This window comes from Micromonospora sp. NPDC005367 (genome assembly GCF_040606825.1).
GTDB lineage: Bacteria > Actinomycetota > Actinomycetes > Mycobacteriales > Micromonosporaceae > Micromonospora.
Window position 1 is genome coordinate 1 of sequence record NZ_JBEXFP010000060.1, and the last position, 12937, is coordinate 12937.

A 12937-nucleotide genomic window follows, 5' to 3' on the forward strand; every position below is an offset into this window, starting at 1 on the left:
GCTCCCGGCCCCGCACCGGCTCCGGGCCCCGGCCCGCGCCCGAACGCCGGTGGTCCGACCGGCCCGCAGCCCCGCCCGTCGGCGTCCCGGCCGAGCCCGACCGATCCCGCCGGTCCGCAGGCCCCTCCGGTCGCCAGCGCTCCGACCGCACCCTTCGACCGGCCGCCGGCCGGCGGCGAGCAGGCCGGGCCGGTAGGCCCGACCGACGGCCGTACCGGACGCTTCGGCGCCGCGGCCGCGGTCCCCGGTAGCCCCGCCGCTCCTGCGGCCCGCCCCGTCCCCGGTGAGCCCGCGGCTCCCGGGAACCCGACCTCGGGTGCGCCGGTCGGGCGTCAGCCGGGAACGACGCCGCCGCGGCGGCGGACCGGCCCGGAGCCCACCGGGGAGATCCCCACCGGCCGGCGAGCCGCCGTCGACCCGACCGACCCGGGCCGGGTCACCGGTCCGGTCGGCGTCGCGCCCACCGGCGTGCCCGGCCTTCCCACCGGGCCGCCGGCGACGGCAGGGAACCCGGGAACCGAGCCGCCCGTGACGCGCGACCGCCGTGCCGACCCGCGCCGTCGGCCGGCGGCGGCACCGGAAACGCCGGGTGCCGTACCGGTCACCGGGGAGGCGTCCGCGCCGACCGGTCGACGACGTGCGCCCGATCCCGACGAGCCGACGAGGGCTGACCAGCCGGTGACTGGGGGCCCCGGCGCCGCCGAGCCGGCGTCCGGCCGCGGTGGCGGGCGCCGCCGCCGAGCGGCCCGGGAGGAGACGGAACCCGCCGCGCACCAGGCTCAGGGCCCGGACGGGGCCGACGGCGTGGTCCGCGGTCGCCCGACGGCGACGGAGGACGAGGCAGACCGGGTCCCCGGTCGCCGGAGGGCCCCGGAGGAGGCGGGCCCGACCACCGGCCGTCGTGCCGAACCGGAGGGCGTGGCCGCCCGGGGCGAACGTCCCGAACGCCCCGCCGACTGGCTCCGGCAGGCCGGACGGCTGCCGCACACCGACCCGAAGCTGCCGGTGATCGAAACCGGCGGCGCGGCGCCTTCCGCACCGCCGTCGTCGGACCGGTCCACCGGCAGGCGACCCGCACCCGGCCTCGTGCCTCCCGCTCAGGACCGGCCCCCGGCGCGGGCGACCGGGCGTCGTGGCGCCCGCGCCGCTGCGCCACCCGGTGACGAACCGACAGGTGAACGGCCGGCTGGCATGCGCGCCGCCGCCCCCGTCGACGGCTCCGCCGGTGGTCGGCACGGAGCGCCGGACCAACCGGCGTCCGGCGAGTCGGCCACCCGCCGTGCCGTGGCGCCGCCCCGCCCGGTCGACGACCCGCGCGCTGCCCGGCCCGGCCGCGCGCCGGCCACCGGCCGGCCGGCGACCCAGCAACCCACCTCGGAGACTCCTGCCGCTGCCCCGGCACCGGGCCGCGCCGCGGCCCGCCCCGAACCGGATCCGGAGGTCGCGGCTCGTGGGGCGGCGCGTTCCGGGCCTGGTCCGGAGGTCGGTCCGCGGCCGGGTCCGGAGGTTCCGGCTCGTGGGGCGGCGCGTTCCGGGCCTGGTCCGGAGGTTGCGGCTCGTGGGGCCGCGCGTCCGGGGACCGGCCCCGAGACCGTACCCGGCCAGGACGTCGCGCCCGGCCCGGCTCGTGGAGCGGCCCGTCCCGGCCCGGACGGCCCCGCCCGTGGTGCCGCCCGCCCCGACGGGCCCCCGCGTCCCGGTCCGGCTCCGGCCGGACGGTCCGGTCCGGACGGTCCTGGTCGGCCACTCGGCGGTCCGGATGAGCAGGGCCGTGCCATGGCCGGCCGCTCGGCCGCCGTCGGACCCGACGAGCGGGCCGCCGGTCGGGCCCTGCCGCCGCAGCGGGACCCGAGCCGCCCCGAACCGTCCGGCGTGTCACCGGTTTCCGCCCACCCGGCGGAGCCGCCCGTGGCGGCGCGGGCCTCGGCCGTCGTACCACCGCCCGGTCCGGAACCCGACGTCGCGGCGCCCCGACCGGTGGACGTCCCGTCGCTGCGCGACAGTGCCGACGCGGGCGAGGTCGGTGCGCCGGCCGGTGGGCTGCGTGCCGCCCGCTCGGAGCTGCGCCGGCAGATGCGCGAGCGCCGGCGGCTACGGATGATCGTGCTCGCCCTGGTGAGCCTGGTGCTGCTCGGGGCGGTGCCGCTCTACTTCGGTTTCCGCACGCTCAGTCGTGACCCGGTCTTCGACACCCTCGACGCGCTGGACGTGCCGGGCTGGGCGACGGCGAAGACGGTGGACGACGTCAGCGGCAGCCGCTGGTGCCTGATCGAGTGCCGGCTGCGGGAACGCACCATCACGTCGGAGCGGTCCCCCGAGGACACCGTGAAGGTGTACGAGGCCGCGCTGCGGCAGGACGGCTGGCGCCCGTGGCAGGTGGCGATGTGCCCGGAGCAGGAGGAGAAGGGCAGCTACACCTGCTGGCGCAAGGACGAGCTCACCCTGGACCTATGGGTACGAGCACCGGCCTGCGTGCCACCGCCCGTCGACGGCGAACCGGCGATCGTGCCGTCTCCCGACCCGTCGACCGCTGCGGAGACGTGCACCGGATCGTTGGTGTCGGTGAAAGTGCGCAACGCGATCGACGACGAGCGGACGCGACCGCTGCCCAGCACTGATCCGCCGCTCACCGGGGAGGAGCCGCTACCGACGCTGAGCGGCGATCCGCTCGACGAGCCGACCTCCTCACCGTCGTGAGCCGATTTCCATCACGGACGGTAGGGTCTGGGGCTGGCAGGCCCGCCCGCGCCCGCTGACCGGCATCGGTGGTGGAGCGGCGGTACGGGCACGACGGTCGTGCGTTTCCGGGGTCGTCCGGTTCGGTGTAGTTCTGCTTGAGGAGGACAGGCGTGGGCATTTTGGAGATCGCGGCGCTGATCGCAGCGATCGCGTTCGCGATGCTGGTGTTGATCCTTACCCTGCCCATCCTGCGGCTGCGGCACACCGTGGACGCCACCACCCGGATGATCAACGACCTGAGCGAGCGGACGGGTCCGCTGCTCGGCGACGTGAACACCACGGTGAAGAACGTCAACACCACCCTTGAGCAGGTGCAGACCTCCCTCGACGGGGTCAACCTCCAACTGGCCAAGGTCGACACGATGACCGGGCACGCCCAGAACGTCACCGCCAACGTCGCCAACCTCGTCGCCGTGGTCTCCGCAGCCGCCGCGAACCCGCTGGTCAAGGTCGCTGCCTTCGGCTACGGCGTACGCAAGGCGGCTGCGGCACGCCGGCATGCGGAGACCGAGCGTGAGGTGCGCGACACCATCAAGCAGCAGCGGCGGGCCGCGCGCCGTGGCGAGGGCTGACCGCCGAGCGCGACCGGAGGGTGCGGAGGAATGAGACGTTTGTTCTGGCTGGGCATCGGACTGGCCGTCGGTGTGGTGGTGGTCCGCAAGGTGACCCGCACCGCGCAGTCGTACACCCCGGCCGGTATCGCGAGCACGCTGTCACAATCTGCTGGCGGCCTGGCCGGATCGCTGCGTAGCTTCGTGGCGGACGTCCGAGTCGGCATGGCCGAACGCGAGCAGGAGATTCACCAGGCGTTCGCCCAGGGCGAGGCGTTCGACGACCAGTTCGCCGATCTGCGGGAGGACCCGCGGATCGGCGACCGAGAGATCTTTCCGGAGGAACACCAGCGATGAAGACGGCGGAGATCAAGCGGCGGTACCTCGCGCATTTCGAGGCGAACGGCCACGCCGTGGTGCCGTCCGCTCCGCTGCCCGCCATCAGCGACCCGAACCTGTTGTTCGTCAACGCCGGCATGGTGCAGTTCGTCCCGTACTTCCTGGGGCAGCAGACCGCGCCGTACCGCCGGGCGGTGAGCGTGCAGAAGTGCCTCCGCACGCCCGACATCGACGAGGTCGGCAAGACCAGCCGGCACGGCACGTTCTTCCAGATGAACGGCAACTTCTCCTTCGGCGACTACTTCAAGTCCGGAGCGATCCCGCTCGCCTGGGACCTGGTCACCAAGTCCCAGGAGCAGGGCGGTTTCGGTCTGGATCCGGAGCGGATCTGGCCGACGATCTACCTGGACGACGACGAGGCGTTCGAGCTCTGGCGGTCGGTGGGGGTGCCGGCCGAGCGGATCGTCCGTCGCGGCAAGGCGGACAACTTCTGGTCGATGGGCATTCCCGGCCCGTGCGGCCCCTCTTCGGAGCTGTTCTACGACCGGGGTCCCCAGTACGGCCAGGAGGGCGGCCCGGCGGTCGACGAGGACCGCTACATGGAGTTCTGGAACCTCGTCTTCATGCAGTTCGAGCGGGGTCCGGGCGTCGGCAAGGAGGACTACCCGATCCTGGGTGAGCTGCCGGCGAAGAACATCGACACCGGCATGGGCCTGGAGCGGATGGCCTCGATCCTGCAGGGCGTCGACAACCTGTACGAGATCGACGAGGTCCGGCCGATCCTGGACCGGGCGGCCGAGTTGACCGGCAAGCGTTACGGCGCGGGCGCCAGCCATGTGGCCAGCGAGTCGCACCCCGACGACGTACGGCTGCGGGTGATCGCGGACCACGTGCGGACCGCGTTGATGCTGATCGGCGACGGCGTGACCCCGTCGAACGAGGGGCGGGGCTACGTGCTGCGCCGGATCATGCGTCGGGCAATCCGGGCGGTACGACTGCTGGGCTGGCAGGACCGGGCGTTGCCGGAGCTGCTGCCGGTGGCCCGGGACTGCATGGCCCCGTCGTACCCGGAGCTGGCGACCGACTTCGACCGGATCGCCGACTACGCGTACGCGGAGGAGGAGGCGTTCCTGTCCACGCTGCGGGCCGGCACCACGATCCTGGACGCGGCGATCGCCGAGACCCGCAGCGCCGGTGGCGCCGCGCTGACCGGCGAGAAGGCGTTCCAGTTGCACGACACGTACGGGTTCCCGATCGACCTGACCCTGGAGATCGCGGCCGAGCAGGGGCTGCAGGTCGACGCGGAGGGTTTCCGCCGGCTGATGGCCGACCAGCGGGCCCGGGCGAAGGCCGACGCGCAGGCCCGCAAGACCGGACACACCGACCTGTCCGCCTACCGGGCGGTGCTCGACGCGGACGGTCCGGTGGGGTTCACCGGCTACCAGGAGGTGTCCCGCGAGTCCCGGGTCAGGGCGCTGCTCGGCGCGGCCGGCCCGCTGGGCGCGGCGGTCGAGGGCGACACCGTCGAGCTGGTGCTCGACACCACCCCGTTCTACGCGGAGGGCGGCGGGCAGCAGCCGGACCAGGGCCTGATCACCGTCGGTGGCGGTCAGCTCGAGGTGCTGGACGTCCAGCAGCCGGTGCCCGGCCTGATCGTGCACCGTGCCCGGGTGGTCCGGGGCGAGGTGCGTCCGGGTGAGAGCGCGTACGCCGAGATCGACACGAGCCGGCGGCGGGCCATCTCCCGTTCGCACACCGCGACCCACCTGGTGCACCAGACGATGCGCAACTTCCTCGGTGAGTCGGCCACCCAGGCCGGGTCGCTGAACGCGCCGGGCCGGCTGCGCTTCGACTTCAACACCCCCACGGGGGTGGCGCCGAGCGTCCTGCGGGACGTGGAGCAGCAGGTCAACGAGGTGCTCCTGGCCGATTTGGAGGTGCACGCCTTCATCACCTCGCTGGACGAGGCGCGCCGCATCGGCGCGATGGCGCTCTTCGGCGAGAAGTACGGCGAGCAGGTGCGGGTCGTCGAGGTCGGCGACTACGCCCGGGAGCTGTGCGGTGGCACCCACGTGGCCCGCTCCGCGCAGCTCGGTCTCGTGAAGATCCTCTCCGAGTCGTCCATCGGTTCGGGCGTACGCCGGGTCGAGGCGCTGGTCGGGATGGACGCGTTCAACTTCCTGGCCCGGGAGCACCTGCTGGTCTCCCGGCTCGCCGAGCTCTACCGGGTGCCGTCCGAGCAGGTCGCAGACCGGGTGGAGCAGACCGTCACGCAGCTGCGGGACGCGGAGAAGGAGCTGGAGAAGCTCCGCGCCCAGCTGGTGCTGGGCGGCGCGAGCGCGCTGGCGGCGCAGGCGAAGGATGTGCGCGGGGTCGCGTACGTCGGCACCGAGGCGCCGGAGGGCGCGGCCGGGAACGACGTGCGGACCCTCGCCCAGGAGATTCGCGGCAAGATCGACCCGGCCCGCCCGGCGGTGGTCGCGGTGGCGGCCCGCAGCAACGGCAAGGCGTCGCTGGTGGTGGCCGTGAACCAGGCGGCCCGCGCGCGGGGCCTGGCCGCCTCCGACCTGGTGAAGGCGGCGTTCTCGGGTCGTGGCGGCGGCAGCCCCGACCTGGCCCAGGGCGGCGGGCTGCCGGCGGCCGAGGCGCCGAACCTGCTGCTCACCGTCGAGAAGGCGATCGCTGAGGCGTGACCGGAGACCATCGGGAACCGGGGTGGACGAGCAGGTCCACCCCGGTTCTTCCGAACCGGGAAGGTGGTCGCGCGTGACCGAGTTGTCGCGGGGCGTCCGGCTCGGCGTGGACGTCGGTCAGGTGCGGATCGGCGTCGCCCGTTCCGACCCGCACGGGGTGCTGGCCACCCCACTGGTCACCGTCGCCCGAGACCGTACGGCAGAGCCGGATGCGACCCCCACCGACCTGGTGGAGCTGGCCGCGCTGGTCGTCGAGCACGAGGCGGTGGAGGTGGTCGTGGGCCTTCCGGTCAATCTCGCCGGTCAGCACGGACCGGCGGCGGTGCAGGTGAAGGCGTACGCTGACCGGCTGGCCGGGGTGATAGCGCCGGTACCGGTAACGCTCACCGACGAGAGGATGTCAACGGTCGTGGCTTCTCGTAGGCTGGCCGAGCGTGGCGTCCGAGGCAAGCGCCAACGTGCGGTGGTCGACCAGGCCGCCGCGGTGGAGATTCTGCAGAGCTGGCTGGACGCGCAGCGGAGGCGGACGTAATGATCGACGATCTCGATCTGGGCTTCGACGAGGCGGAGCGGGGGGAGAAGGGCCGGCACCGGCGCGGCTTCGTCCGTAAACGCAACGGCCAGGGCGGTGGCCGGGGCAAGACGGTCCTGGCGTTGCTGCTGGCCATGGTGCTGCTGGGTGGTATCGGCGGTGGCGCGTTCTACGGTTTCGACCGGATCCAGAACTACTTCGTCACCCCCGACTACGACGGCGCCGGCACCGGCGAGGTCACCGTCGAGATCAAGCAGGGCGCGCTGCTCGCCGACATGGCTGACGCTCTCTACACCGCTGGGGTGGTGAAGAGCCCGAAGGCGTTCATCGAGGCCGCGGCGGACAACGCGCGCAGCAAGAACATCCAGCCGGGGCTGTACAAGCTGCGCAAGGAGATGAGCGGGTCGCACGCGGTGACCGCGATGCTCGACCTGAAGAACAAGATCGTCAACGGGATCACCATCCCGGAGGGTCGTACCGCCAAGAACGTCTTCAAGCTGCTCGCGGACAAGACCAAGATCCCGGTGAAGGACTTCGAGGCGGCGGCGAAGGACCCGATCGGGCTCGGCGTGCCGGACTGGTGGTTCAAGCGCAGCGACAACAAGAAGGTCAAGCCGTCGATCGAGGGCTTCCTCTACCCGGACACGTACGAGATCCCGCCGAAGGCCACCGCGGAGAGCATCCTGACGATGATGGTGGAGAACTTCCTCACCGTCACCGGGCAGATGGAGTTCGCGGACAAGGTGCAGAGCGAGCGGAAGATCGCCCCGTACGAGGCGCTGATCGTCGCGTCGCTGGCGCAGGCCGAGGCGGGCAACAAGGACGACCTGGGCAAGGTCGCCCGGGTGGCCTACAACCGGATCTACGGCGAATTCCCGTGCAACTGCCTGGAGATGGACGTCACGGTCAACTACTACCTGGAGTTGACCGGGCAGGACACCAAACGCTCCGCCGACATGACCGAGGCGGAACTCCTCGACACCAAGAACCCGTACAGCCGGAAGCTGCCTGGCCTGCCGCCGACCCCGATCAACAACCCGGGCAAGGAGGCCATGGCGGGGGCGATGGACCCGCCGAAGGGCAAGTGGCTCTTCTTTGTGGCGATAGACAAGGCGGGGCATTCGGCCTTCGCGGACACCGCCGAGGAGCACGAGCGCAACAAGCAGAAGGCCCGGGAGGCCGGGATCATCTGATGGGGGTGCGACGGCGGACGGCGGTGCTCGGCAAACCCATCGCGCACTCCCTCTCCCCGGTGATCCACAACGCCGGCTACGCGGCGGCGGGGCTGGCCGGGTGGTCGTACACCCGGATCGAGTGCTCGGAGTCCGAGCTGCCGGGCCTCGTCGCCGGCCTGGGCCTGGAGTGGGCCGGGCTGTCGGTGACCATGCCGGGCAAGGAGGCGGCGCTCGCGGTTGCCGACGCCGCCTCGCCGGTCGCGGTCGCGGTGGGCGCGGCGAACACGCTGGTACGCCGCCCGGACGGCTCCTGGTATGCGGACAACACCGACGTGACCGGCATGGTCGAGGTGCTCACCGGAGCGGGCGTACGCCCCGGCGCCACGGTGACCGTGCTCGGGGCGGGCGGGACCGCCCGCGCGGCGCTCGCCGCGGCGGCCCGCCTCGACGCCCGCGAAGTGACGGTGGTGGCTCGCCGGGAGGACGCCGTCGACGAACTGCGCCCGGTGGCGGACGCGGTCGGCGTACCGATGCTGGGGGCCGGCTGGGCGGAGGCCACGGCGTGCCTGCACGCCGAGGTGGTGATCTCGACGGTGCCGAAGGGGGTCGCCGACCCGTTCGCCGACGCGGCCGCGTGGCGGCCGGAGGCGGTGTTCTTCGACGCGCTCTACGACCCGTGGCCGACCCCGCTGGCCGCCGCCGCGGCGGCCGCCGGGTGCCGGGTCGTCTCCGGGCTCGACCTGCTGCTGGCCCAGGCGATCGGCCAGTTCGAGCAGTTCACCGGCGTGCCGGCGCCGCGCGCGGCGATGGCCGTCGCGCTCGCCGACGCCCGCGGCCAGTGAAGGCTGTCGACCGCCGGCAGTGAGGGCCGTCGACGGCCGGCGTCGGCGTTGTGGCCTGCCTTAGCCGACAGTTAAGAAGCTCTTAGGTCCGCCGGACTTGCGCACGGACCGTCCGTGTCATCGATACGCTGCTCTCCGTTACCGAAGTAGACACAGGGAGTTCCCGTGAGCAGGCACGGACTGCACCGCCATCCCCGTAGCGGCCGTCCCCGGCGCAAGGCCCTCGCGCTCGGCGTGATCGGCGCTTCGGTGGTGACCGGCATCGTGGCGACGATGATGCCGCTGCTCGCCGCGGAGGACCTGGCGATCCAGGCGGTGGCGGACACCACGGCCACCCGGGTGCCGCAGGACGGCGACAACGCGGTGAAGAGCACCCTCGCCACCTGCCCGGCCCGCTGTGACGGCAACCCCCGGGGCGCCCGGGACGCGGTCATCCGGTTCGCGGTGACCACCCTGCCCGCGACGGCGGTCAACGTCCGGGCCACCCTGCGGGTGCACTCCTGGCGGACGTTCGCGGCCACGGTGACCGCGCACGGCTCGCGGATCGACGCGGCAGCGCCCCGTCCGGTGGCGACGGCTCCGAGCCCGGCGGTGGACACCGTGACCGGGGTGCGATCCGGCTTCAACGAGTGGGACGTCTCCCCGCTGGTGACCGACAACGGCACCGTCACCGTCTCGCTGGCGCAGACCGGTCCGGAGACCCGGATCTACTGGGCGTCCGCCGAGAACCGCGATCCCGAGCTGCGCCCCCGCCTGCTGGTCACCTACGACGTCGGCAACCGGCCGGCACCCACCCCGAGCACCGCCAGCCCGGCGCCGCCGACGCCGAGCGCGTCACCGAGCACCCCGGCGAAGCCGTCGCCGACGGTGAGCCCGAGCCGGCCCGCCCCGCGCCCGACGCCGAGCGCGTCGACCGGCACCGGCGGCTGTGGTGAGGTGTCGCCGGAGCTCGTACCCTCCTGCGGTGCCTGGTGGGGCATGTACTCGCCGACCAGCGCCGCCGACGGCTGGGACCACGGCCGGGCGGTCGCCGAGGTGGAGGAGCAGGTCGGGCGGAAGTTCGACATCGTGCACCGCTACCACGACTTCTCCAACGCCGGCAGCAACGGCGCCTTCCCCGACGTCTACCAGCGCGAACAGATGCGCGACGGGCGGCTCATGTTCTTCGCCTGGGAGTCGCGGATCTTCTCCACCGGCAAGGTGCTGGCCTGGTCGGACGTCTACGGTGGCCGGTACGACGCGACGATCGACGCGGTCGCCGGGCGGATCCGGGACAGCGGTGTGCCGGTCTTCCTGGGCTTCGACCACGAGCCGGAAGACGAGCCGGAGAAGGGCAGTGACGCCGAGTTCGTCCGCGCCTGGCGGTACGTGCACGACCGGTTCGCGGCCGCCGGCGCGCACAACGCGGTCTGGGTGTGGACGATGATGGGCTGGTCGGGGCACTACGACCGGTACGCCGGCCTCTACCCCGGCGACCGGTACGTCGACTGGGTGGCGTACGACCCGTACAACTTCCACGTCTGCAACGGCAGCAAGGTGTGGAAGAGCCCCAGCGCCACCATCGGCAACTTCTACCGCTGGCTGGACGAGCACGGCATCGGCGCCGGCAAGCCGCGGATGCTGGCCGAGTTCGGCACCAACTTCGACGCCGCCGACCCGGGCGCCAAGCGGCGCTGGTTCGAGGAGTTCCCGGCCGCGCTCAAGGCGCACCCGAAGATCAAGGCAGCGATCTACTTCAATTCGCCGGGCATGACCACCACCACCGCCACCTGCGACATGAGGATGAATCACGACTCCGCGGCGCTGGCCGGGTTCACCCGCGCCGGGCAGGACGGCTATCTGCGGCAACCCACCCGGGGGAGCCGCTGATGACCGAAGCCCCGACGGGTGACCGGCCCGGCCCGGGGAAGCCGCCCTCCGACCCTCCGGGTTCTGTCAGGTAACGGATTCACCGACCGCCCAATCGGCGGATGTCGCTCAACGCGTTCGCCGGGGCACGCTACGCGCGTTGTCATCCACCTTGGAGGCGCAGCGTGCCTGAGCTCCCGATCCGCCGGCGTTCCGCCGGAAGACTTCGCATCTGGGCGGGGACGGTCGCACTGACCACCGTCGCCGCGTTGGTGGCCGTGCCGACCGTGGCCGCGGCGGCCGTCGTACCCGTGCCGGAGCCGGAGACCCTGGTGTCGACGAACCCCGCCGACAACACCCCGCACGCCCGTGACGGCGAGGCCCGCGCATTCGCACAGGTCGGCAACCTGGTCTACGTCGGTGGAACGTTCACCCAGATCAGGCAGACCGCTGGCTCCGCGTGGGTGTCGCGCCCATACCTCTTCGCGTACGACCGTTCCACCGGAACGATCTCCACCACCTTCCTGCCGGCGCTGGACGGGGCGGTCAACTCGCTGATCGCCGGCCCGGGTGGGAGGCTCATCGTCGGCGGATCCTTCAAGACCGTCAACGGCGTATCCCGGAAGAACCTGGTGGCGCTCGATCCGAGCACCGGCGCGACCGTGGCCAGCTGGGCCGGCCGGTCGGACGGCGGCATGATCCGCGACATGGTGCTGCAGGGCAACTGGCTCTACGTTGCCGGCGCCTTCAACTGGCTCAACGGCGCCGCGCACGCCGGTCTCGGCCGATTCAACGCCACCACGGGTGCGATCGACCCGACCTTCGCCGTCGACATCAGCACCGGCCGGCACGGCACGTCGCACTACGCCTGGACGATCGACGTCACACCGGACGGCGGGACGCTGGTCGTCGGCGGCAACTTCCTGTACGTCGACGGCCTGCCGCGCAACCAGCTGGCCCTGGTCGACCTGACGGGAACGCCGACCGTGCTCGACTGGAGCACCGAAAAGTACGTGCCGCCGTGCGCGGCGCCCGCGACGTTCGTCCACTACGTGCAGGACGTCAAGTTCGGCGGCGACGGCAGCTGGTTCGTGGTCGGGTCCAACGGCGGTGCCGGCTGGCCGACGGCGTACTGCGACGCGCTCGTCCGGTTCGAGACCGCAGCTCGGGGCAGCGGCCAGCTCGCCACCTGGATCGACTTCACCGGCAACGACACCATCACCTCGGTCGAGGTGGCCGACAACGTCATCTACCTCGGCGGACACTTCCGCTGGCTGAACAATCCGAACGCGAGCGACGCGGCAGGAGCGGGCGCCGTCGACCGGCTGGGCATCGCCGCCGTCACCCCGGCCACCGGCATGCCGGTCAACTGGAACCCCGGCCGGCGCGGCGGCGCCTCGATGCCGGCCGGCACCAGCACCTGGGGATCCGCGGTGCCCGTGCTCTGGCGGGGCAGCGACGGGCTCTACTTCGGGCACAACTCCGACGGCATGGGTGGCGAGTACCGCGGCCGGCTCGGCGTCTTCCCCATCGCAGGCGGCCGTACGGTGACCCCGAAGAACCCGCCGGCCGAGACGACCGGCAACCTCTACCTGGGTACGGGCGACGGCCAACTGGCCAAGGTGCCGTTCGACGGCACGGCGGTGGGTACGCCGACCACCGTCAGCCAGCCGAACTACACCGGTGCCGGTGCGACCTGGCGGGTCAGTGACCGGATCTACTGGTCGCACGTCGTCGCCGGTACGCCCACGGGCAGTCGGCTCGACATCTCGATGTTCAACGGTGGTGCCATCGGCGTGCCGTGGGAGTCCTCCGGCTACAACGACTGGTTCAACCCGGCGACGATGACCGGCGCGTTCTTCCTCGACGGGCGGCTCTACTACACCCGTACGGGCGGCAACGCCCTCTACTACCGGTACTTCGAGATCGACGGCAACTACCTCGGCGCGACCGAGTTCGTCCTGCCCACCACCGGCGTGAGCTGGTCGACGGTGCGGGGCATGGCCTGGGTCGGTGGCCGGATCGTCTACGGCGCGACCGACGGCACGCTGCGCAGCGTCCCGTTCGATGCGACGGCGACGCCAGCGGTCAACGGGGCGGCGATCACGGTGATCGCTCCGGAGAGCGCGCAGCTGACCTGGTCCACGCCACGCACTTTCTTCTCGGTGCAATGACGGTCTCACGCTCGGTGAACAAATATCGGTAGATTGCTCTTGGT

Annotated in this window: 9 protein-coding genes; all 9 read left to right on the forward strand. The window is 72.5% G+C overall.

Going from position 1 to position 12937, the window contains the following annotated elements; translation table 11 throughout:
- Positions 1 to 2073 precede the first annotated feature (2073 nt).
- The 9 genes from ABZS42_RS28420 to ABZS42_RS28460 all read left to right on the forward strand — a co-directional run bounded on the left by ABZS42_RS28420 (position 2074) and on the right by ABZS42_RS28460 (position 12893).
- Positions 2074 to 2697 (forward strand): hypothetical protein, encoded by a 624-nt coding sequence (locus tag ABZS42_RS28420; protein WP_355150452.1) that lies wholly within the window; start codon positions 2074 to 2076, stop codon positions 2695 to 2697.
- Positions 2698 to 2849: 152 nt separating this feature from the next.
- Entirely contained in the window at positions 2850 to 3311 is a 462-nt protein-coding gene (locus ABZS42_RS28425; protein WP_355150411.1) for a DUF948 domain-containing protein, read from the forward strand.
- Between the two features lie 30 nt (positions 3312 to 3341).
- Positions 3342 to 3647 carry a hypothetical protein gene (locus tag ABZS42_RS28430; protein WP_355150413.1) on the forward strand — a complete coding sequence of 102 codons (306 nt, stop codon included), beginning with the start codon at positions 3342 to 3344 and terminating at the stop codon, positions 3645 to 3647.
- Positions 3644 to 6322, forward strand: coding sequence for an alanine--tRNA ligase (alaS, locus tag ABZS42_RS28435; protein ID WP_355150415.1), 2679 nt, complete (start codon positions 3644 to 3646; stop codon positions 6320 to 6322). Before ABZS42_RS28430 ends, alaS begins: the two co-directional genes overlap by 4 nt.
- 73 nt (positions 6323 to 6395) lie before the next feature.
- Positions 6396 to 6854 carry a Holliday junction resolvase RuvX gene (gene ruvX, locus ABZS42_RS28440; protein ID WP_355150417.1) on the forward strand — a complete coding sequence of 153 codons (459 nt, stop codon included), beginning with the start codon at positions 6396 to 6398 and terminating at the stop codon, positions 6852 to 6854.
- A complete protein-coding gene (gene mltG / locus ABZS42_RS28445; RefSeq protein WP_355150419.1) occupies positions 6854 to 8047 on the forward strand; it encodes an endolytic transglycosylase MltG in 1194 nt (397 codons plus the stop codon). The genes ruvX and mltG overlap by 1 nt, the downstream gene beginning before the upstream one ends.
- Positions 8047 to 8871, forward strand: coding sequence for a shikimate dehydrogenase (locus tag ABZS42_RS28450; protein ID WP_355150421.1), 825 nt, complete (start codon positions 8047 to 8049; stop codon positions 8869 to 8871). The genes mltG and ABZS42_RS28450 overlap by 1 nt, the downstream gene beginning before the upstream one ends.
- 165 nt (positions 8872 to 9036) lie before the next feature.
- A complete protein-coding gene (locus ABZS42_RS28455) occupies positions 9037 to 10740 on the forward strand; it encodes a glycosyl hydrolase (protein WP_355150422.1) in 1704 nt (567 codons plus the stop codon).
- A 209-nt stretch (positions 10741 to 10949) separates the two neighbouring features.
- The gene (locus ABZS42_RS28460) at positions 10950 to 12893 is read left to right on the forward strand and encodes a hypothetical protein (RefSeq protein WP_355150454.1); all 1944 of its coding nucleotides are present in this window, start codon (positions 10950 to 10952) and stop codon (positions 12891 to 12893) included.
- Positions 12894 to 12937: the final 44 nt, after the last annotated feature.

Excerpts from the sequence above, each read along its gene's own strand:
- ABZS42_RS28420 (WP_355150452.1), top strand. The coding sequence starts at position 2,074 with ATGCGCGAGCGCCGGCGGCTACGGATGATCGTGCTCGCCCTGGTGAGC.
- ABZS42_RS28430 (WP_355150413.1), top strand. The coding sequence starts at position 3,342 with ATGAGACGTTTGTTCTGGCTGGGCATCGGACTGGCCGTCGGTGTGGTG.
- alaS (WP_355150415.1), top strand. The coding sequence starts at position 3,644 with ATGAAGACGGCGGAGATCAAGCGGCGGTACCTCGCGCATTTCGAGGCG.
- mltG (WP_355150419.1), top strand. The coding sequence starts at position 6,854 with ATGATCGACGATCTCGATCTGGGCTTCGACGAGGCGGAGCGGGGGGAG.
- ABZS42_RS28450 (WP_355150421.1), top strand. The coding sequence starts at position 8,047 with ATGGGGGTGCGACGGCGGACGGCGGTGCTCGGCAAACCCATCGCGCAC.